22 protein-coding genes are annotated in these 20,301 nt (G+C 67.1%); 12 read left to right on the forward strand and 10 right to left on the reverse strand.

Going from position 1 to position 20,301, the window contains the following annotated elements:
• The first annotated feature begins 50 nt into the window (after positions 1 to 50).
• Positions 51 to 347 carry a 2Fe-2S iron-sulfur cluster-binding protein gene (locus NCCP691_RS19080; protein ID WP_220810160.1) on the forward strand — a complete coding sequence of 99 codons (297 nt, stop codon included), beginning with the start codon at positions 51 to 53 and terminating at the stop codon, positions 345 to 347.
• Positions 348 to 422: 75 nt separating this feature from the next.
• Here NCCP691_RS19080 and NCCP691_RS19085 read toward each other — a convergent pair whose 3' ends face one another.
• From NCCP691_RS19085 to NCCP691_RS19110, 6 genes are all read right to left on the reverse strand, one after another.
• Positions 423 to 746 (reverse strand): BON domain-containing protein, encoded by a 324-nt coding sequence (locus NCCP691_RS19085; protein ID WP_220810161.1) that lies wholly within the window; start codon positions 744 to 746, stop codon positions 423 to 425.
• 94 nt (positions 747 to 840) lie between these two features.
• Positions 841 to 1,503 carry an alpha/beta hydrolase family protein gene (locus NCCP691_RS19090; protein ID WP_238482505.1) on the reverse strand — a complete coding sequence of 221 codons (663 nt, stop codon included), beginning with the start codon at positions 1,501 to 1,503 and terminating at the stop codon, positions 841 to 843.
• A gap of 161 nt (positions 1,504 to 1,664) precedes the next feature.
• Entirely contained in the window at positions 1,665 to 2,684 is a 1,020-nt protein-coding gene (locus NCCP691_RS19095; protein ID WP_220810162.1) for a UDP-glucuronic acid decarboxylase family protein, read from the reverse strand.
• 34 nt (positions 2,685 to 2,718) lie between these two features.
• On the reverse strand, positions 2,719 to 4,437 hold the full coding sequence (locus NCCP691_RS19100) for a carbamoyltransferase family protein (protein ID WP_220810163.1): 1,719 nt from the start codon (positions 4,435 to 4,437) through the stop codon (positions 2,719 to 2,721).
• Positions 4,438 to 4,605: 168 nt separating this feature from the next.
• Complete coding sequence (locus NCCP691_RS19105) at positions 4,606 to 4,911, reverse strand: hypothetical protein (RefSeq protein WP_220810164.1); 306 nt, start codon at positions 4,909 to 4,911, stop codon at positions 4,606 to 4,608.
• A 67-nt stretch (positions 4,912 to 4,978) separates the two neighbouring features.
• On the reverse strand, positions 4,979 to 6,067 hold the full coding sequence (locus tag NCCP691_RS19110) for an SRPBCC family protein (protein WP_220810165.1): 1,089 nt from the start codon (positions 6,065 to 6,067) through the stop codon (positions 4,979 to 4,981).
• Between the two features lie 156 nt (positions 6,068 to 6,223).
• On the opposite strand from NCCP691_RS19110, the gene NCCP691_RS19115 reads away from it, so the two are divergent.
• The 5 genes from NCCP691_RS19115 to NCCP691_RS19135 all read left to right on the forward strand — a co-directional run bounded on the left by NCCP691_RS19115 (position 6,224) and on the right by NCCP691_RS19135 (position 11,775).
• Positions 6,224 to 8,023 carry an ABCB family ABC transporter ATP-binding protein/permease gene (locus NCCP691_RS19115; RefSeq protein ID WP_220810166.1) on the forward strand — a complete coding sequence of 600 codons (1,800 nt, stop codon included), beginning with the start codon at positions 6,224 to 6,226 and terminating at the stop codon, positions 8,021 to 8,023.
• Positions 8,024 to 8,094: 71 nt separating this feature from the next.
• The gene (locus NCCP691_RS19120; RefSeq protein ID WP_220810167.1) at positions 8,095 to 9,210 is read left to right on the forward strand and encodes a glycosyltransferase family 2 protein; all 1,116 of its coding nucleotides are present in this window, start codon (positions 8,095 to 8,097) and stop codon (positions 9,208 to 9,210) included.
• The gene (locus NCCP691_RS19125) at positions 9,207 to 10,217 is read left to right on the forward strand and encodes an SPASM domain-containing protein (protein WP_238482506.1); all 1,011 of its coding nucleotides are present in this window, start codon (positions 9,207 to 9,209) and stop codon (positions 10,215 to 10,217) included. Before NCCP691_RS19120 ends, NCCP691_RS19125 begins: the two co-directional genes overlap by 4 nt.
• Before the next feature lie 72 nt (positions 10,218 to 10,289).
• A complete protein-coding gene (locus tag NCCP691_RS19130) occupies positions 10,290 to 11,237 on the forward strand; it encodes a glycosyltransferase (RefSeq protein WP_220810168.1) in 948 nt (315 codons plus the stop codon).
• A gap of 28 nt (positions 11,238 to 11,265) precedes the next feature.
• Positions 11,266 to 11,775: a hypothetical protein gene (locus tag NCCP691_RS19135; protein ID WP_220810169.1), complete on the forward strand. Its 510-nt coding sequence runs from the start codon at positions 11,266 to 11,268 to the stop codon at positions 11,773 to 11,775.
• Here NCCP691_RS19135 and NCCP691_RS19140 read toward each other — a convergent pair.
• The 4 genes from NCCP691_RS19140 to NCCP691_RS19155 form a co-directional block, all read right to left on the reverse strand.
• Complete coding sequence (locus NCCP691_RS19140) at positions 11,760 to 12,056, reverse strand: PRC-barrel domain-containing protein (protein ID WP_220810170.1); 297 nt, start codon at positions 12,054 to 12,056, stop codon at positions 11,760 to 11,762. The genes NCCP691_RS19135 and NCCP691_RS19140 overlap by 16 nt on opposite strands.
• Positions 12,057 to 12,082: 26 nt before the next feature.
• Positions 12,083 to 12,901 (reverse strand): hypothetical protein, encoded by an 819-nt coding sequence (locus NCCP691_RS19145; protein ID WP_220810171.1) that lies wholly within the window; start codon positions 12,899 to 12,901, stop codon positions 12,083 to 12,085.
• 120 nt (positions 12,902 to 13,021) lie between these two features.
• Positions 13,022 to 13,837 (reverse strand): mechanosensitive ion channel family protein, encoded by an 816-nt coding sequence (locus tag NCCP691_RS19150; RefSeq protein ID WP_220810172.1) that lies wholly within the window; start codon positions 13,835 to 13,837, stop codon positions 13,022 to 13,024.
• Between the two features lie 95 nt (positions 13,838 to 13,932).
• The gene (locus tag NCCP691_RS19155; protein ID WP_238482507.1) at positions 13,933 to 14,436 is read right to left on the reverse strand and encodes an outer membrane lipoprotein; all 504 of its coding nucleotides are present in this window, start codon (positions 14,434 to 14,436) and stop codon (positions 13,933 to 13,935) included.
• 346 nt (positions 14,437 to 14,782) lie between these two features.
• Between NCCP691_RS19155 and NCCP691_RS19160 the strand changes: the two genes are divergently transcribed.
• From NCCP691_RS19160 to NCCP691_RS19185, 6 genes are all read left to right on the forward strand, one after another.
• Positions 14,783 to 16,069: a glycosyltransferase family 4 protein gene (locus NCCP691_RS19160; protein WP_220810174.1), complete on the forward strand. Its 1,287-nt coding sequence runs from the start codon at positions 14,783 to 14,785 to the stop codon at positions 16,067 to 16,069.
• 94 nt (positions 16,070 to 16,163) lie between these two features.
• Positions 16,164 to 16,931 carry an SDR family oxidoreductase gene (locus NCCP691_RS19165; RefSeq protein WP_220810175.1) on the forward strand — a complete coding sequence of 256 codons (768 nt, stop codon included), beginning with the start codon at positions 16,164 to 16,166 and terminating at the stop codon, positions 16,929 to 16,931.
• Positions 16,932 to 16,994: 63 nt separating this feature from the next.
• Positions 16,995 to 17,597, forward strand: coding sequence for a D-glycero-alpha-D-manno-heptose-1,7-bisphosphate 7-phosphatase (locus tag NCCP691_RS19170; RefSeq protein ID WP_220810176.1), 603 nt, complete (start codon positions 16,995 to 16,997; stop codon positions 17,595 to 17,597).
• Positions 17,594 to 18,718, forward strand: coding sequence for a lipopolysaccharide heptosyltransferase II (waaF, locus tag NCCP691_RS19175; protein WP_220810177.1), 1,125 nt, complete (start codon positions 17,594 to 17,596; stop codon positions 18,716 to 18,718). Before NCCP691_RS19170 ends, waaF begins: the two co-directional genes overlap by 4 nt.
• A gap of 214 nt (positions 18,719 to 18,932) precedes the next feature.
• Positions 18,933 to 19,526: a hemerythrin domain-containing protein gene (locus NCCP691_RS19180; protein WP_220810178.1), complete on the forward strand. Its 594-nt coding sequence runs from the start codon at positions 18,933 to 18,935 to the stop codon at positions 19,524 to 19,526.
• Positions 19,527 to 19,642: 116 nt separating this feature from the next.
• On the forward strand, positions 19,643 to 20,278 hold the full coding sequence (locus tag NCCP691_RS19185) for a Ku protein (RefSeq protein WP_220810179.1): 636 nt from the start codon (positions 19,643 to 19,645) through the stop codon (positions 20,276 to 20,278).
• Positions 20,279 to 20,301: the final 23 nt, after the last annotated feature.

The following is a 20,301-nucleotide window of genomic DNA, read 5'->3' on the forward strand; positions in this document are numbered from 1 at the left end:
CATCGCCGCGCCGCTTCCGTCCGCCGTCCGTCTCGCGCGAGGACAGGCTGATGGCCGGGCACCGCGTTACGCTGCTGCCTTCCGGCTGGCAGTTCGATGCCTCCGAACAGCTTTCACTGATGGAAGCCGCGCGCGCGGCGGGCATCGTGCTGCCGGCATCCTGCCGCAACGGTAGCTGCCGCACCTGCATCGCACGCCTGCGCGAAGGCAGCATCCGCCATCGCATCGAATGGCCGGGCATCACGCCGGAAGAAAAACGGGAGGGATGGATCTTGCCCTGCGTGGCCGTCGCGCAGTCGGACGTCACGCTCGAGGCGCCGGGCGCGCGCAGGAAGGAGCGTGCCTGAGGCGGGACGAGCGGCGCCGTTCCGACCGGCCCGCGGCCGATCGGCAGGCGCCCCGTCCATGCCGGCTCGCTGGAATCAGCCGGTGATGATCAGCTGGTTGTCGACCTTGCGCACGCCTTCCACGCCGGAGGCGATCGACTCGGCCTTGCGCCGCAACGCCAGCGTCTTGACCTCGCCCTTGAGGCTGACCACGCCCTTGGCGGTATCCACATTGATCTTGAAGCCGCTGATGTCGGGGTCCTTCAGCAGGGCCGCCTTCACCTTGGAGGTGATGAGCGCATCGTCGACCACGGCCCCGGCGGTCCTGTTGTCGCCGTCCTTGCGATCGCCGCCGAAGGTGCCGCAGCCCGCGGCAAGCAGGGTGCAGGCGAGCATCACGGGATACACGAGTTTTTTCATGGCATTTTTCCTTTTTGTGTGGGTCGTGAGACGTAGACGCGAGCGCCTGCCGGCGGGTTTCCGTCTCCCGCACGGGAAATGATTTGCGCCAATGCTAGGCCATCGCGAAGCGCGCGTGCTGCAGGAACCAGGCGCGCGCCAGCCGCGCAACCACCTCCGGGCTTCCCGGCTCCTCGAAGTCGCGGGTCGCGCCGGGCACGATTTCCAGCCGCTTCTTGCAGCGCAGCGCCGCGTAGGCGCCGCGGCTGGCGGCAAGCAGTGCGTCGTCCAGGCTGCCCACGATCAAGAGCGTAGGCACCGCGATCTTCGCCAGGGTGCCCGTCTCGACCATGTCGACGCTCGCGCCGCGCGTGACCACCGCGCAGATGCATGCCGGCCGGCCGGACGCCAGCTCGAGCGCCGCCGCCCCGGCCTCGCCGGCGCCGAACAATGCCACCGGCAGCGACTCGGTCGCGGGATGCCGGCCCAGCCAGCCGCAAGCGGCCGCGAGGCGGGCATGCAGCAACGCGGCAGGCGGACGCGGCGCCTTCGCCTGCGCCTCCTCCGGCCGCAGCAGATCCAGCCACAGCGTGCCGAGGCGAACGCCGCGCAGGGCGGCGCCGAGATAATCGTTGCCGGGCTTGACCCGGGCGCCGACGCCGGTGTCGGCGAACATGACCACGCCCAGCGCGTCCTCGGGCAGCGACAGCACGCCCTCGATCTCCATGTACTCCAGGGGAATCCTTATCCTCTCCGTTCGAATCGATAACGCCATCATCACTCTCCATCTCTGTCGGCCGGATTCCGGTGCATTCCGTCACGCGGGTACGCGCGTCGCCGGCAAGCCGGGCGGCAAGGCTTCGGCAGCGCCTCGCGCATGTCCGGAATCCTGCTCCGCGCCCCGTCGCAAGCTTCATGCCACGGGGCGGCGGCGATGGCTCAGGTCCGCGCGGCGAAAACTGCGTCCCGCCGCCGCGTGCGCGCGTGCTCCGCCGCCAGTGCCGGCGCCGCGCGCCACTGTTGCCGGAACCATCCGATTGTGCGCTGCAGGCCGGCCTCCAGCGGGACTTCCGGTGCCCAGCCGAGGAGCTGCCGCGCCAGGCCGATGTCCGGCCGCCGCCGTGCCGGATCGTCGCTCGGCAGCGGACGATGCTCGACGCTCGACACGGAATCGCACAGGTGGATCACCTGCTGCGCGAGCTCGAGCATGGTGCACTCGTTCGGGTTGCCGAGATTCACCGGCCCGCCGGTCCCGGCCGGTGTGCCCATCATCGCGACCAGGCCGCGCACCATGTCTTCGACATAGCAGAAGGAGCGGGTCTGCATGCCGTCGCCGTAGACCGTCAGCGGTGCGCCACGCAGCGCCTGCATCACGAAGTTCGACACCACGCGGCCATCGTCGGCCTGCATGCGCGGACCGTAGGTGTTGAAGATGCGCACCAGTTTCGCATCCACGCCGTACTGGCGGCGGTAGTCCATGCACAGGGTCTCGGCGCAGCGCTTGCCTTCGTCGTAGCAGGCGCGCACGCCGACCGGGTTGACATTGCCCCAGTAGGATTCGGTCTGCGGATGCTGCAGCGGGTCGCCATACACTTCGCTGGTGGATGCCTGCAGCAGGCGGGCGCCGCTGCGGCGCGCCAGCTCCAGCAGATTGAGCGTGCCGAGCACACTGGTGCGCGTGGTGCGGACCGGGTCCTGCTGATAGTGGACCGGCGAGGCGGGACAGGCCAGGTTGTAGATCTCGTCCACATCCACCTCGAGCGGCTGCGTGACGTCGTGGCGCATCAGCCTGAAGCGGGGATGACGAAGCAGGGACAGCAGGTTGCGCCGCGAGCCGGTCAGGAAATTGTCGGCGCACAGCAGTTCATGTCCCTGGCGCAGCAGCGCTTCGCACAGGTGGGAGCCGAGAAAACCGGCGCCGCCGGTCACGAGTATGCGTTTGCGGTCCGCTGCCTTCATTGCGCCTCCGGTGTCGACTGAAGCCGCGGCGGCTTCATGGCTTTTCAACGATGAACGGGCCGATCGCCAGTGTGTCGAGCGGCGTGCTGCAGAAGGATTCGACGGCGTCGCGCGGGCTGCATACCACCGGCTCGCCCCGGGTATTGAACGAGGTGTTGATCAGCACCGGCACGCCGGTACGCCGGCGGAAGGCCTGCAGCAGATCGTAATAGGCCGGGTTCTGTCCGCGGTTGATGGTCTGTATCCGCGCGGTCCCGTCCACGTGCCGCACCGCGGGAATTCGCTGCGCGCGGTCCGGGCGCACGTCGTACACGAAAACCATGAAGGGCGAGACGCTCCCATTTACGAACCATTCCGCCGCCTCTTCCTCGAGTACGACCGGCGCCACCGGGCGAAAGTCTTCCCTGTCCTTGATGCCGTTGAGCCGCTGCTGCATGCCGGCGTCGAGCGGCGACGCGAGGATAGAGCGCGCGCCCAGCGCGCGCGGCCCGAATTCCATGCGTCCCTGGAACCAGCCGATCACCCTGTTCCGCGCCAGCAGTTCGGCCACTTCCTCGGCCAGGTTCGCCGGCCGTCGGTACGACAGCCGCGCCTGCTTCAGGAAAGCCTCGATTTCCTGGTCGTCATGGGCCGGACCGAGGAAAGCGTGGTCCATGGTCCAGCGGCGGGCCTGCGCGCCGCGCTCGAGCGAGTCCACCCACAGGGCCGCGCCGAGCGAGGTGCCGGCGTCGCCGGCCGCCGGCTGCACCCACACCCGGCGAAACGGCCCGCGGTCGCGGATGCGCGCGTTCATCACGCAGTTGAGCGCCACGCCGCCCGCCAGCGCGAGATTGTCGGTCCCCGCCTGCGCGTGCAGCCAGCGCGTCATCTCCAGCACCGTCTCTTCCAGCACCACCTGCAGCGACGACGCGATATTCATGTGGTGGTCGGTGAACGGCGCGCCGCGCTCGCGCGGCGGACCGAACAGCGCGTGCCAGTCGGCGGACCGGACTTCATACTGGCCCTCGCCGCGATAGCGCAGGATGTCGCGGAAGGCTTCGGCGAACAGCGGCTTGCCGAACGACGCGAGCGCCATCACCTTGTATTCGTCGGATGAATGAAGAAAGCCGAGATGCGTGGTCAGCGACTCGTACAGCAGGCCGAGCGAGTGCGGCAGGTTGACCTGGCCGAGACGGCGGTAGCGCCGGTCGCGGTACACGCCGTAGCTGGTGGTCGCCTGCTCGCCGCGCCCGTCCATGGTCAGCACCGCGCATTCCTCGAACGGCGCGGCGAGGAAGGCGCTGGCTTCATGCGCGAGATGATGCTCGATGAAGTGCCAGCGGAACGGGCCGTCGTGGCGCACCCCGGCGAAGCGCTTCTTGAGGTGATGCGGGGCGCCGGCGGCGAGCTGGCGCGGCGCGTTCACGATGGAAGACAGGAACAGCGGATCCCACGGCGACAGCCACTCCTCGTGCGGATGCGCGGAAGGCTCGAGCGGCAGCGTGATCGTCGCCCGCCCCGCATGGTCGCCGAGCAGCAGGTAAGGATCGTAGGAATAGGCGACATGGTCGACGTCGGCGAGCATGATGCCGCCCTCGCGCAGGCAATAGTCGATCGCATGGAAGGGCAGCTGCCAGGTCGAGAAAGGCACCGGCCGCTTGCCGTGCTTGATGCGGGTGAAGCGTTCTTCTTCGGCCGCCGCGATCACGACCCCGTCGCGCACCAGGCAGGCGGAACAGTCGTGGTAGGCGGCGTTGATTCCGAGCGTATGCACAAGTCACCTCCGATCGGTCCCGCTCCGCCGCCCCGTGTAGGCCGGCAATGAAAGCGGGAAAGCGTTCTTGAGCCCATGCAAGCCCTGTACCTGCATGTTCGCGCAGGCATTTCTCCAGCCGGCGCGCCTGCGTCGCTGTAAGAAATGCAGGTGCTTGTAAAAATTGAATCAGCGGCGCATCGCCTGCGCGTTCATCGGCGCGGCCTGCTTGCGCTGCGCGTTGCGCTTGTTGCGCAGGTACACGCCTTCACCGGCGACCGCCGTCAGAAGGATGAAGAAATTGGCGAACACGAACACCCAGTTCTCGACCAGCCAGCTGTAGATGGTGAAGCCGAGCGACGCGGACATCTGTCCGATGAACAGCCACTTCGAGACGCCGGCGACGCTACCGCTGCGCCACTGCGAGTACACCTGGCGGGAAATGGTCAGAACGAGAATGGCGGCGCTGATCCAGCCGATGAGGTCGGCATTCATGGGTATCCTTGTTGAAAGTGAGGCTATGCCGATGGACGCCGGACCGTACCGCTATGTTCCGCATTCATCATCCTTCGCTGATATCGATGCGCTTGCCGCCGGCCATCGGATGACGCAGGACGGTCACCTGGAGTACGCCGTGGCGCAGCTCCGCACTGACCGCGCCGGGGTCGGCGTCGGGCGGCAAGGCCACCGCGCGGTGGAAGCGTCCATAGCGGAATTCGCTGCAGCGGCTGCCGGCGTCGGTCACATTGGCAGGCTTGCCGCGGGCGCCTTCGATCACCAGTTCTCCGCCCCTGACCTCGACCGTGATCTCGTCGCGCGCCACGCCCGGCAATTCCGCGCAGACGAGGATGCGCAGCGGGTCTTCCACGATCTCGATGCGCGGCAGCCAGGCGCCGGGCGCGGTCTCCCTGCCGCGCATCAGGCCGGAGGCGGCGGCGAGCGTCGTCATGACCTGTTCCACGTTGTCCGACATGCGGCGCATGGTGGACAAGGGATCCTGCCAGCGCTGGCGGAAAAGGCCGGGCAACATTCCTGACGCACTGCGCCGCCCCTGCAGACTGCCCGCGCCGCCGCGCGCGTTGTCGGCCTCGTCCGCGCCGAAAGCCTGCTGCGGCGCATCCGGCTGCTGCGCAAGACTGCCGACCGCATGCAGGGGCGTGGTGTCCGCCATGCGCGTCACGTTGCCCGCCGCAAATTCCGCCGGCGCGCTGTGGCTCGGCATGCCGTCCTGTTCCCGTCCCCGCCATTCGCCGCTGTCGCGTCCCAGTTTCTCGATGAACTGCTTCAGGCGCACCAGGTCCTGCTCGGCCCGCGCGCCGGCATCCGCTTGCAGCGCTTCACGGTCCATGGACAGAACGATACGGGTGCAGTCGCCGTCGAGGCGCTGCAGGGAAATCTCGCCCTCGTTCCTCGGGCCGTCCATGTTGCGCCAGGCAATACGTTGCTCAGGAACTTGTTGCGTGATCTCCGCATCCCAGTGCATGCCAAGCCCGCCCTCCCGCGTATGCCAGCGCAGGCGCCGCTCGTCGAGCCTGCGCACCTCCTCGACGCCCTGCATGAAGCGCGGATACTGCTCGAAACTCGTGAGCATCTCCCATGCGGTGCGCGGCGGCACATTGACTTCTATCGATTGCTCGACTCTTGCCATCATGGATCTCCTTTTCCGTTGGTCCGGGCTCCGGCTTGCTGGAACGGACCCTGCTAATTTTTCTTCACAGTGCTGCATGCGGAGCGCGCACGGTGATTGCAACTTCCATTCCAGAACCATCGACGCGCGATCGCGCTTGCCAAAGGGAACGACATCACAATGACCGAGACGAAGCAAGAAATGCCGGCCGACACCGCCCAGGTGATGCGCGACCTGTGGCAGGTGGCCAAGCAGTTCAAGGAACGCATCGCGATCGCGCTGTTCTTTCTGATCCTCGCCAAGGTGGCCGTGGTCTCGGTGCCGCTGGCGCTCAAGCGCATCGTCGACGAACTGTCGCGCCCGGAAGCCGTCCTCATCCTGCCGGTCGCCCTGCTCGCCGGCTACGCGCTGCTGCGTTTCGCCAGCACGCTGTTCAATGAATTGCGCGACCTGGTGTTTTCGCGGGTGACGCAGCACACGGTAGCGACGTATGCGCTCAATACCTTTGCCCACCTGCATGCGCTCGGCGCGCGCTTCCATGCGCAGCGGCGGATAGGCGGCCTGCTGCCGGACATCGACCGCGGCACCAACGGCATTGCCTTCCTGCTCGGCGTGGCGCTGTTCACCATCGTGCCGACCTTCCTCGAGATCGCGATGGTGGTCGGCATCATGACCGCGCGCTACAGCCAGTGGTACACCGTGATCCTGGCCGTGACCTTCGTCATCTACTGCGGCTTCACCCTGGTGTTCACGGCCCGCCGCGCGATCTTCCAGCGCCGCGTCAACCGCCTCGACTCCAATGCCAAGAGCCTGCTCGCCGACAGCCTGATCAACTACGACACGGTGAAATACTTCACCAACGAGAAAATGGAGTCGCAGCGCTTTTCCCACATCATGGATAACTGGGCGGAAGCGCAGGTGTCCAACCAGAAGGCGCTGTTCACCCTGCACGTGGGCCAGAGCGGCATCATCGCGCTCGGCGTCGGGGCGGTCATGCTGCTCGCCGGCAGCGACGTGCTCAACCGCGCGATGACGGTGGGCGACCTCATCCTGATCAACGCCTATGTGATCCAGATCTGTCTCCCGCTCAACGCGCTCGGCTTCGTCTACCGCGAAGCGCGCGATGCGCTCGTGAACGCGGAGAAACTCTTCCAGCTGCTGCGCGAGAAGCCCGAGATCGCGGAAGCCCCCAACATGCCCGCCCTGCGCGTGAGCCGCGGCGAGGTGGTGTTCGACAATGTCAGCTTCGCGTATGAACCCGAAAGGCCGATCCTGCACAACGTCAGCTTCCGCATCCCGCCGGGCGGCACGGTGGCGGTGGTCGGCGGCAGCGGCTCCGGCAAGTCGACGCTGGCGAGGCTGCTGCTGCGCTTCTACGAGGTCGGCTCGGGCAGTATCCAGGTCGACGGCCAGGACATCCGCAAGGTCAGCTCGGCCAGCCTGCGCGAGGCGATCGGCGTGGTGCCGCAGGAAGCCCTGCTGTTCAACGACACCATCGGCTACAACATCGGCTACGGCCGCAAGAACGCGACGCGCGAGCAGATCGTCGGCGCCGCCAGGGCCGCGCACATCCACGAGCTGATCGATTCCCTGCCGCAGAAATACGAGACGCCGGTCGGCGAGCGCGGCGTCAAGCTTTCCGGCGGAGAAAGGCAGCGTCTCGCGCTGGCGCGCGCCATCCTGAAGAATCCGCCGCTGCTGATTTTCGATGAAGCCACGTCGGCGCTGGACACCGCGTCGGAACAGGCGATCCAGGCCGAGCTCGACGCGCTCGCCGTCAACCGCACCACCCTCGTGATCGCGCACCGCCTGTCCACGGTGGTCGACGCCACCGAGATCCTGGTGATGGACCGCGGCCGCATCATCGAGCGCGGTACCCATGCCCAGCTGCTGCAGCAGAACGGCGCTTATGCCCGCCTCTGGCAATTGCAGCAGCGGGAAGACGCCGATCAGTCGAGGGAGCGCATGCGCGCCGCCTGAAGCGGCGCTGGAACGGGTCTTGCTGCGCGCCTGTCTATCGATGGAAAACAAGAAGATTCTAGCGAGGCAGCATGTCAAAAATACTTGCGTTTGACAGGAATCGCCGCCAGACCGCCAACCGCGGCGGCGGCCATGACAGCGGAGGAACATTGCGTTCGCGGACCGCGCCGCTCGTCCTGATCCGCGGCGGCGAGCGGACCGAGCCCGAGCAGGCCATCGCCATCTCCGTGGTGGTACCGACCAAGGGACGGCCCCAGCTGCTCAACCGCTGCCTGGCCAGCCTCGTCCTGCAGAACCTCGACCCGCAGCGCTTCGAGATCATCGTGGTCGACGACGGGCCGGATGACGGCACGCGCGAGGTCGCCACCGACTGGGCGGCGCACACCGAGGAAAAGGGGCCGCAGGTGGTCTACATTCCCTCGATGGGTCCCTACGGGCCGGCGGCCGCCCGCAACCACGGCTGGCGCGCGGCGCGCGGCGCCGTCATCGCCTTCACCGACGACGACACCATCGCCCGCACCGACTGGCTGCGCAACGGCCTGCGCGCGATCGAAGACGGCGCCGACGCCGTCTGCGGGCGCATCGTGATGCCACTCAACGGCACGCCGACCGACTATGAACTCGACGCCAAGCGGCTGGAGACAGCCGAGTTCGTGACCGCCAACTGCTTCTGCCGGCGCCGCGTGCTGGAAGACATCGGCGGCTTCGACGAACGCTTCAAGGCGGCATGGCGCGAGGATTCCGACCTCTACTTCCGGCTCATGGAGTACCACGCCAGCATCGTGCGCGAGCCGCGCGCGGTGATGATGCATCCGGTGCGGCCGGCCGGCTGGGGCGTGAGCCTGAAGCAGGTCAGGAAGGTGCAGTTCGACGCCCTGCTCTACAAGAAGCATCCGCTGCTCTACCGGCGCCGCATACGCGCCAGCCCGCGCTGGGATTTCTATCTGACCGTGAGTTCGCTGCTGCTCGGCCTCGGCGCGCTCGCCGCCGGCAAACCGCTGCTCGCCGGTGCCGCCGGCGCGGTATGGCTGGGCATGACCACGCGCTTCTGCGCGCAGCGGCTGCGCAATACCTCGCATGCGCCTTCGCACGTCGCCGAAATGGTGGTCACCTCGGCGCTGATTCCGCCGCTCGCGGTCTTCTGGCGGGCGGTCGGCGCCTGGAAATTCCGGGTGGGCTTCCTGTGACCGCGGCCGTTCCGCTGCCGCGCTATCTGCAGATCGAGCCGGTCGGCCAGTGCAACCTGCGCTGCCGGATGTGCCCGATACAGTTCCGCGCCGACGGACAGCCGGGGCAGCCGCGCGCCTTCATCGATTTCGATCTCTTTTGCCGGCTCGTCGACCAGTTCCCGGCCGACAGCGAGCTGCAGCTGCAGGGGCTGGGCGAACCGCTGCTGCATCCGCGCTTTTTCGACATGGTGCGTTATGCGGCGAAGCGCGGCATGCAGGTCTCGACCAACACCAACATGACGGTGATGACCGGGCACGGCGCGGCCGAATGCATCGACAGCGGACTGCATACCCTGCATGTGTCGCTCGACGGCGCCACCGCCGGCACCTATCAGGAGATACGCCTGCGCGCGCGCTTCGAGCGGGTGCTGCGCAATCTGCGCCGGGTGGTGGCGGCGCGCGCGCAGGCGGGCAGCGCGACCCCGCACCTGCGCCTGGTGGCGGTGGCGATGCGTCGCAATCTCGAAGAACTGCCGGCTCTGGTGACCCTCGCGCACGACGAGGGCATCTCCACGATCTTCGTCCAGCACCTGTGCCACGACTTCGGCGAATCCACGCTGCCCGCGCGCTATGCGCCGATGCGCGACTTCGTCGACGCGCAGACCCTGCTCAACGAGGACCCGGCGCGTGTCGCGCACTACTTCGGGCTTGCGCGCGCGGAGGCGCGCCGCCTCGGCATGGATCTGCGCCTGCCCAGCCTCAGGCCGCGGGCGCACGACGCCGGAGTATCCGGCCGCACGCGCTGCGACTGGCCCTGGCGCGGCGCCTACATCAGCTACGACGGCCGCGCCATGCCCTGCTGCATGGTGGCCACGCCGGACCGCATCCACTTCGGTGATATGGCGCAATACGGCGTGGAACAGGTCTGGAACAATCAGTCCTATTCGGCCTTCCGCGAGCAGCTGGAGCACGGGCCGGCGCCGGAAGTCTGCCAGAGCTGCGCGCTCTATTCGGGTACGTTCTAGCGCCCCTTCCCCGCCTCCCTGCAGCACCGCCGGTCGGCCCGCCGCCCTCCACCGATCCGTTCCGACCCGTCCATGCAGAGAAGACTCAAGATACTTACCTGGCACACGCACGGCAGTTACCTCTACTACCTCACCCAGGCGCCGCATGATTTCTACGTGCTGTCCAAGCCCGGTCGTCCGGCGGGCTACGGCGGGCGCGGCGGCCACATACCGTGGGGCGACAACGTGTTCGACATGCCGGTCGACGAAGCGAAGCATCATGAGTTCGACTGCATCGTCTTCCAGGACGACCACCAGTATTTCCAGGACCAGCACGACTTTCTGACACCCGCCCAGCGGCGCCTGCCGAAGATCTACATCGAGCACGACTGCCCGCGCCAGAACCCGACCGACGAGCGGCACCCCGTCGACGACCCCGGGGTCCTGCTGGTGCATGTCACGCCCTTCAACGCGCTGATGTGGGACAGCGGACGCACCCCGACGAGGGTGGTCGAGCACGGCGTGAAAATCCCGCCCGGCATCGCGTACACCGGCGAACTCGCGCGCGGCCTGGTCGTCGTCAACAACATCGCCAGCCGCGGCCGGCGCCTCGGCGGCGACATCTTCGCCGACATGCGCGACCGCGTTCCGCTCGATCTGGTCGGCATGGGCGCGCAGGAAATCGGCGGGCTCGGCGAAGTGCAGCATGCGCAGCTGCCCGCCTTCTCCGCGCGCTACCGCTTCTTCTTCAATCCCATCCGCTATACCAGCCTCGGCCTGGCCGTGATCGAGGCGATGATGGTCGGCCTGCCGATCGTCGCGCTCGCCACCACGGAGATGTCGACCGTGGTCCAGGACGGCGTCAGGGGCTATGCCAGCAACGATCCGGCGCGCCTCGCCGAAGGCATGCAGGCGCTGCTCGCCGACCCCGGGCTGGCCAGGACGCTGGGCGAGGCGGCGCGCGGCTATGCCAACGAGCGATTCGGCATCGCGCGCTTCGCCCGCGACTGGGATGCGGTGTTCCGCGAAGTCGCCGCCTGACACTTTTTTCCATCAACAGGAGTCACCTATGCCATCCAACGGTAGTTTTCTGCTCGACCGCGCCGCCGCGGAAAAGGCGGTCCGCCTCAGCCTGCCGATGATCGAGGAAGCCATGAAGCTCAAGGAAGTCGGCGAAAGCGGCTTCCTGTACATCGTGGTCATGGACCCGCTGCGCACGCCCGGGAATGCCTCCTTCGAGGAAGCGATCCTGTACGAGCATGCGATCGGCGACCGCGAGAAATGGGATGCCGACTATGCCGGCTTCGCGCGCGCCAAGGCGAAGCTGGCCTGGCGCACCGGCTTCGACAGCCACCTGGTGCAGGAGCTGCGTCCGCACCTGCTCGCCGCCAGGGATACGGTGCTGTGGGGCAGCGTGGTCGTGGACGGCATCGTGGTCGGCGTGAGCGGCGCCAATCCCTGGTACGACGAAGCCTTCGCCGGCACGGTGGCGATGTGCCTGCGCGCGCTGGCGAAAGCGGCGGTGGTGGAGGAACGCAGGAAAGGCCTGTTCCTGCCCGCGGATCAGGCGAGGGTGTAAAACACGAGCCGGGATTTTTCGGAATCGAAATACAGCGTGTGCCAGGGAATCGCGACCACCGCTCCCTGCCGCCGCCGCGCGAGCATCACGAAACGCAGCTGCTGGGTATCGGCATCGACCATCAGGTGATCGACGGTGCCGATGCGCTCGCCGCCGCTCGTGACCACGGGGCAGCCTTGCAGCAGCCCGACCGTGTTCGAATGATGCCCGTTCATCCGGATGAAGCGCGGCGGTCCGTGCCGGCGGCGCACTCGTCCACGGCTCCCTGGCTTGCTCTGCATGACGACTCCTGTCGGTTGGAGTGGTATCAACGCGCTCCGCTGCCGGTCCAGCTGACCCGGCGTCGAGAGCCCCTTGCGCCGAGCATGCCGCCGATGATGCCGATGGCGAGCGCCAGCGCTACCGTAAGAAACACGACCCATGCGGCCGTGGCCGCCGAACGCATCGCCTGCCGCGCCGTCGCCTGGCCCTCGCCGGACGCCTGCTGCGGCGACCCGGACAGAATCAGCGCCTGGTCGACCAGCGCTTCCGCCTTTGCCTGTTCGATGCCCATGTTGCCGCTGACCAGCCGCACCGCTTCATCGCGGCGGCCGGCCTGCAGATGCTCCTGCAGCTGGCGCATGGACTCGGGGTCGATCCTGGCGCCCTGCACGCGCAGCAGCGAGGCCAGCGGCGACTGCCCGCCCGGCGCGGCGGCGCCGGTCAGCTGGCCCATGTTGCTGAACACGCCGGATACCAGCGCGCCGCCGACCGATGTCGCCAGGATCACGAACATGATGGTGGTCACCGCCCAGGAGACGGCGCCGTGCAGTACGCCGTCGGCCCGGCGCTTCAGGCCGGACATGCGGGCGGCGACATAGCCGCCGAAGAAAGCCGCGACCAGCATGCTGATGCCGGCCCAGACCAGCGGGCCGGTGCCCATGTCCGTGCCTTCGGTCATCGCGGTGGCCGACAGGCCGAGCGCAATGCCGAGCAGCGTGAGCACGAGTTGCACGGAAATGCCGACCGCGACGCCGGCGAGCACCGCGCCCCAGCGGATCGCCGGAAACACGGGCCGGCGCATGTTGTCGAGCGGTGCCCCGACCTGCCCCACCGTCCCGGAACCGTGCGTTTCGCTGACCGCCATATGATTCTCCCCTGTATTGCACGGAAGGCTCCCGTGCAATAACCGAGACCGCCCCAATCGGGCGGAAGTTCAACCGGGCGCTACCGGATCAGGAGCATGTGCGGGTCGAATGCGGTGCTCTCAGGAAGCCGCTTCCACTTCCCTGACCTCATCCATCACCTGTTTCATTGCGCGCAGGAATTCGCGGCGTATCCGCCACTGCCTGCCGGGCCGGACCTTGATCCGGCAGCGCAGGGTGACGGTGGCGTCGCCGACCTGCTCCACGCCGCCGATGTCGATGTCGTCCAGGATGGACGGGCCCAGCGCGGGATCGCGCCGCAGCTGCTGGCCGATCTCCCGCATGGTGTCGAACACGTGGTTGAGATCATCCTGGCGCCGCACGTTCAGGTCGATCACCGCATAGGCGAAGTCGCGGCTGCGGTTGGTGACGGTGGTGATCATGCCGTTGGGGATGAAGTGCACGCTGCCGTCGTAGTCGCGCACGCGGATATGCCGCAGCGTGACGCGCTCCACCTGGCCGCTCTTGCCGGCGGCCTCGATCATGTCGCCCTCGCTGACCTGGTTCTCGATGAGCAGGAACAGGCCGGTGAAGAAATCCTTGACCAGGCTCTGCGCGCCGAAGCCGATCGCGATGCCGGCCACGCCCGCGGTCGCCAGCAGCGGGGCGACCGAGATGCCGATGGTGCCGAGCGTGAGCATCACCGCGACTGCGGCAACGGCGACGTTGGCGGTGTAGCGGAACACATTCATCAGCGTCTCGATGCGCCGGCCTTCGCGCTCCCTGTCGACGCGCCCGACGATATGGTTCTTCAGCGTCTGCAGCGAATGCCGGATCAGGCGCAGCGTGATCCAGGCCAGCACCCAGATCACGAAGATGTCGATCCACGGCCGCAGCGCGGTCGCCCACAGCTTCAAGGTATTGATATCGTTTTCCATTCGCCCCCCTTTTCCGTCGCACAAAAAACGAGGTGCAGGCATTGCTGCCTGCACCTCACTGCTTCGGGCGATTTTAGCGCGTCGCCGCGGACGGATCAGCGGAAGCGTTCGACGATCACGCCGTTCTCGAGCCGCACCCGTTCGCCGATCTGCACCCCGGGCGGCACTTCCTGCGCGAGGGTCTGCACGGCGCCGTTATCCATGCGCACCGCTACCCGGTAGACCTCGCCCGCGCGCGCATTCCTCTCCATCGCGCGGCCGGCCATGGCACCGCCGGCTACGCCCGCGACCGTAGCCGCGGTACGCCCGGTGCCGCTGCCCACCTGGTTGCCGAGCACGCCGCCGACCACCGCGCCGGCCACCGTGCCGAGGCCCACCCCCGCCTGTTCCCGCGGCACCACGTCGATCGCCTGCACGACGCCGTAGCCGCTGGCCGCGCTCGTGGTCGAGGTGGTGGTGACCGGGATCGAACTGGTGGTGGTGGTCACCGGAATGCTGGAAGACGTGTCGCCGTAGGTACGGTCCGGGGAGCTTCCGCAGGCCGCGAGCAGCGCGACCGAAGCGCTGGCGATCGCCAGTTTCATCTTGTTGGTACGCATGGTCATCTCCTTGTTGGTTCAGACAGCCGGCGGCATTCCAGACGGAAAAGCGGCGCCGGATCACTGCGTCAACGGATGCAGTTCTTGTGCCAGAGCCCGTCGCATCGCTGCGCGGACCCTGCCCGGATCGCGCGAGCATGGCTTGCTCCCGCAGTCATGATGCCCCGGAACACTGCGGAAATATTTACATGCAAGGGCATGAATTACCCGGATATTCAAAGCGATCGGCAAGGCCGGAGAGCTATGTCAAAGGTGCGCGCCTGAAATGACTGTGAGAAGTGAACCGGGAACAAGCTTTGCATATCCAACAACCCGCGGACATCGATAAACCAATCAGAAACAGATCATGCGAAAAATAGCGCTCATCAGCGAACACGCGTCGCCGCTGGCCCGCCCGGGCAGCATCGACAGCGGCGGCCAGAATGTCTACGTGGCACAACTGGCGATGCACCTGGCCCGACTCGGCTACCTCGTCGATGTCTTCACCCGCCGCGATGCGCAGGACCTGCAGCAGGTCGTCGACTGGATGCCCGGCGTGCGGGTGGTCCACGTTCCCGCCGGCCCGGCCCGCTTCATCCCCAAGGAAGCGATGCTGCCGCACATGGAACAGTTCGCGCGCTTCATGATCCGCTTCGCGCGGCGCGAGCAGATCGGCTACGACCTGCTGCACGCGAACTTCTTCATGTCCGGCATGGTGGCCCGATCCGTCGGCCGCGCGCTCGGCCTGCCCTTCGTGATCACCTTCCATGCCCTCGGCCGCGTGCGCCGGCTGTCGCAGAAGGAAGCGGACGGCTTCCCCGACGAGCGTTTCGACATCGAGGAAAGCCTGATGCGCGACGCCGACCGCGTCATCGCGGAATGCCCGCAGGACCGCGAGGACATGGAGCAGCTGTATCACGCGCCGTCCGATCGCATTGACATCGTTCCCTGCGGTTTCGATCCCGACGAGTTCTGGCCGGTCACGCTCGACGCGCGCCAGCAGCTCGGCCTGTCGCGCGATGAATTCATCATCCTTCAGCTCGGCCGCATGGTGCCGCGCAAGGGCGTGGACAACGTGATCCAGGCCGCGGCCATCCTGCGCCACCGGCACGGCGTGCCGGTGCGCCTGCTGGTGGTCGGCGGCAACGCCGAAACGCCCGACGTCGCAACCACGCCCGAGCTGGGCCGCCTGATGCGGATGACCGAAGAGCTCGGCATCGGCGACTGCGTCACCTTCACCGGGCAGCGGCAGCGCGGGCAGCTGCGCTATTACTACAGCGCGGCGAATGTCTTCGTCACCACGCCCTGGTACGAGCCTTTCGGCATCACCCCGCTGGAGGCGATGGCCTGCGGCACGCCCGTGGTGGGCAGCAATGTCGGCGGCATCAAGACCACCGTGGTCGATGGCGAGACCGGCTGCCTGGTGCCGCCCAAGGATCCCGAGGCGCTCGCCGGGCGCCTCGAGTGGCTCTACCGCCACCCGCACGCCGCGCAGCGCATGGGCTGGTCGGGCATGCGGCGCGCCTGGCAGAACTTCACCTGGCGCCATGTCGCCGAAAACGTGGCCGCTGTGTACGAGAGCGTCCTCGTGCCGGCCGGGAGCTACCCGATCCCGTCGCGCGTCGCCGCCGGCGAGGTCGGTTTGCGCAGCTAGCGCCGGGCCACTGTTCCGCTTGCATCAATAACGCCGGCTCCTGCACGGCATAAGCTGTTTTTTGTCCTTCAACCTTCAATACTGGGAGTGAGAATTGAGCACAGCACAACTATCGAGTTATGTCGCCGACCCTGCGGAAGCCAGCCAGCTCGCGGGCAAGACGATTCTCGTCACCGGCGGCGCGAGCGGCCTGGGCGCCGCCCTCTGCCACGTGCTTTCCGGTTCGGGCGCGACCGTGATCGTCGCCGACCTCAAGCTCGACAAGGCGCAGACCGTGGCGCAGCTGCTTGAATCCGGCGGCGGCAAGGCCCATGCGCTGGCCCTGAACGTGGGCGACCCGGCCGCAGCCGAGCAGGCCATCAACGACACCGTCTCGCGCTTCGGCCGTCTCGACGTGCTCATCAACAACGCCGGCACCGACGTCACCTGCCCGGTCGAGGAACTGGCGATCGAGGACTGGGACCGCGTGATGAAGACGAATCTCTACGGCCCCTTCCTGCTGTCCAAGTTCGCGGCGCGCCACATGAAGAACGGCGGCGGCCAGATCATCAACATCGCCTCCACCGCCGCCAAGCGCGCCTGGCCCAACGCCTCCGCCTACCATGCGAGCAAGTGGGGCCTGCTCGGCCTGTCGCACGCGCTGCATGCGGAACTGCGGCCGATGAACATCAAGGTCACCGCGGTGCTCGCCGGCGGCATGCGCACGCCTTTCCTGCTCGACCGCTTCCCCGACATCGACGTCTCCACCCTGCAGGACCCGGTCAATGTCGCCAGGGCGGTCAAGGGCGTGATCCTGCTGCCGGAGCAGACCGTCATACCGGAGATCATGGTGCTGCCGATGAAGGAAAGCTCCTGGCCCTGATCCTGCTATCCGGGCAATGCCGCCAAGGCATTGCCCCCGCCCTCCTCACCGGACACGCCCCTCATGCGCGCAATCTTTCTCGACAAGGACGGGACGCTGGTGGAAGACATTCCATACAACGTCAACCCGTCGCTGCTTGAATTCACCTGGCAGGCCGGCCAGGCGCTGCAGATCCTGCAGCAGCTCGGCTATGCCCTGATCGTGGTCACCAACCAGTCCGGCGTCGCCAAGGGCCTGTTCACCGAGACCGCGTTGCAGCCGATACACAACCGCCTGTGCGAGCGGCTGGCGCAATACGGCGTCACGCTCGCCGGCTTCTATTACTGTCCGCACAGCCCCGACGGCACCGTGGCGCGCTATGCGACCGCCTGCACCTGCCGCAAGCCGATGCCCGGCATGCTGCTTCGCGCCGCCCATGAACACGGCATCGACCTGTCGCAGTCCTGGATGATCGGCGACATCCTCAATGACGTGGAGGCGGGACGCCGCGCGGGCTGCCGCACGGTGCTGATCGACAACGGCAATGAAACCGAATGGAAAATGTCGCCGCTGCGCACGCCCGACCTCACCGCGCAGAACCTGTATGAGGCGGCCACGCTGATTGCGCGCGAGCATGCGGGCAGGCAGGGCCAGGCCCCGGCAGGCGGGGAGTTGGCGGCCCCATGAATGCATCGTCCTGGCAGCGCGCCGAACGCATACTCTGCATACGGCTGGATTATCTCGGCGACGTGCTGATGACCACGCCCGCGATCCGGGCGCTGCGCGACACCCTGCCCGGCCGCCACATCACGCTGCTGACCTCGGGCAGCGGCGCCGCCGTCGCCCGCTACATACCCCAGATCGACGACACCATCGTGTATCCCGCGCCCTGGCTCAAGAGCAGCGCCGCGCATGATCGCGGCGAAGACTTCGCGATGATCGAGCGGCTTGCCGCGGGACGCTACGACGCGGCCGTGATCTTTACCGTCTACAGCCAGAACCCGATGCCGGCCGCGATGATGTGCTACCTCGCCGGCATCCCGCTGCGCCTCGCGCACTGCCGCGAAAACCCGTACCAGATGCTGACCGACTGGGTCAGGGAAACCGAACCGGAGTCGGGCGTGCGGCACGAGGTGCAACGCCAGCTCGACCTGGTCGCGGCGGTCGGCGCGCGGCCGCTGGACACCAGGCTTTCCCTGCAGGTGGAAGACGCCGACCGCCGCGCGGTGCGCGAGCGTCTCGGCGCGATGGGCATTGCGCCGGGCAGCCGCTGGATCGCGATTCATCCCGGCGCCACCGCCGCGTCGCGACGCTATCCGCCCGAGCTGTTCAGGCAGGTGGCCGCCGCGCTGCTCGCGCAGCAGGACTGCCAGCTGGTCTTCACCGGCGGCGGCGACGAGGCGCCGCTGGTCGAGCAGATCCGGAGCGGCCTGCCCCGCACCCACAGCCTGGCGGGCATGCTGCAGCTCGGCGAACTCGCGGCCCTGCTGGCCGAGGCGCCCCTGCTCATCTCCAACAACACCGGGCCGGCGCACATGGCCGCCGCGCTCGGCACACCGCTGGTCGACCTGTACGCGCTGACCAATCCGCAGCACACGCCCTGGCAGGTGCGCAGCAAGGTGCTGTACCAGGAGGTCGACTGCGCCTTCTGCTACAAGAGCGCCTGCCCGCATGGCCACAACCGCTGCCTGACCGACGTCAGGCCCGCCCGGGTCGTCGCGGCGGCGCATGAACTGCTGCAGGGCGGAGGCAGCGCCGCCGCCGCGACCGGCATCGTTCGCCTCGCGGGCGCCATCCGCGCGGCCTGAGCGCAGTTTTTACATCTGCATGCAAAAACGGCGGGGCTGTGTGGCGTGGCTGCCTCATTTCCATCGGTTGCGCATAAAAATTCGATTGACCGAGGTCATGAGCCGTGCTCGTTTTTCCGCTGTGCCGGGCCGCCACCGGTGGCAGTCGCCGGATGCGGAGGATGGCATGGAGCTTGCGAATCGGACGATACGCAGCTAACTACAGGAGAACAACATGCCACGCAACGCGACTTCCAAGACCGCAGCCAAATCCGCCAAGCCGGCGCCGCGCGCGGAAAAGAAAGCCGATGTCATCAAGATCCTGACCGAAGACCACCGTCGCGTCACCGAAATGTTCGACGAGTTCGAGAAGATGAAGAAGAAGGGCGACGCCGACGAGGAAGCCAAGCAATACATCGTGGAAACCTGCTGCGCCGAGCTGACCATACACGCGCAGCTGGAAGAAGAAATCTTCTACCCGGCCGCGCGCGAGGCGATCGACGATCTCGACCTGCTGGACGAAGCCGAGGTCGAGCACGCATCCGCCAAGCAGCTGATCAGCGAGCTGTCGGCGATGCAGCCGGGCGACGACCTGTACGACGCCAAGTTCACCGTGCTCGGCGAATACGTGAAGCATCACATCGAAGAGGAAGAGGGAGAACTCTTCAAGAAGGTGAAGAAGTCCGAACTCGATCTGGAAGAGCTGGCGGAAGAAATCCTGCAGCGCCGCATGGAGCTGCGCGAAGAACTCGGCATTTCCTCCGACGAGGAAGAAATGGAAGCCGAGGAAGCACCGAGCACTTCCCGCAAGAAGCGCAGCGTGCATTGATACGGGCGCCTGCCCGCGGAAAGGCAATCCTTGGGCAACGGCGCGATCCGTTGCCTGGCCCGGGCGGCGATGTCCGCCGCCCACATGTATAGAGTGAAGAAAGGCTGCTTGTGATCTTGCCTGAAACGGAACTGCATCCCTCCTCAACCAAGCCGACGCATGCGGTGGACATCCTGGCCTTTGTCGAAGCCCAGGAGATTCCGCCCGATTATTTCGACACCCCCTATACCCTGTCGCCGGCGCCAGGAGGCGAAAAAGCCTACGCGCTGCTGCGCGAGACGCTGCGCCGCACCCGCCGCATCGGCATCGCCTACGTGGTGATCCGCTCGCGCCGGCATCTCGCCGCGCTGGTGCCGCAGGGACAGTCGCTGGTGCTCAATACCCTGCGCTGGACCAATGAGGCGGGCGACGACGACTACTTCGGCATGCCGGAGGAAGAAGCGCTGCAGGCGCGCGAGCTGGCGATGATGTCACCGCACTGGTGCGAAGCCCGCGAGAACGACTGGGATCTCGGCTGGCACCGGCAATCCTATGAGCGGGACTTCGACACGCTTGCACTGCACACCGACAAGCTGGACAGCCGGCCCGCCATTGTGGTCGAGGAGCTCGATGCCTTCGATGACGATGACGACGACCCCGATTATGACGACTATCTGAGCTACACCCTGCGCGCGCGGCCGCACCGCCCCGACGGCCATGCGATACGGCGCGGCCGCGGCGCGGCCGTCCACTGGCGCGGGCGCAGACGATGACGATTTCCTGAGGCGAAGCTATG

The sequence above is a fragment of the Noviherbaspirillum aridicola genome (assembly GCF_019656455.1).
Lineage (GTDB): Bacteria > Pseudomonadota > Gammaproteobacteria > Burkholderiales > Burkholderiaceae_D > Noviherbaspirillum > Noviherbaspirillum aridicola.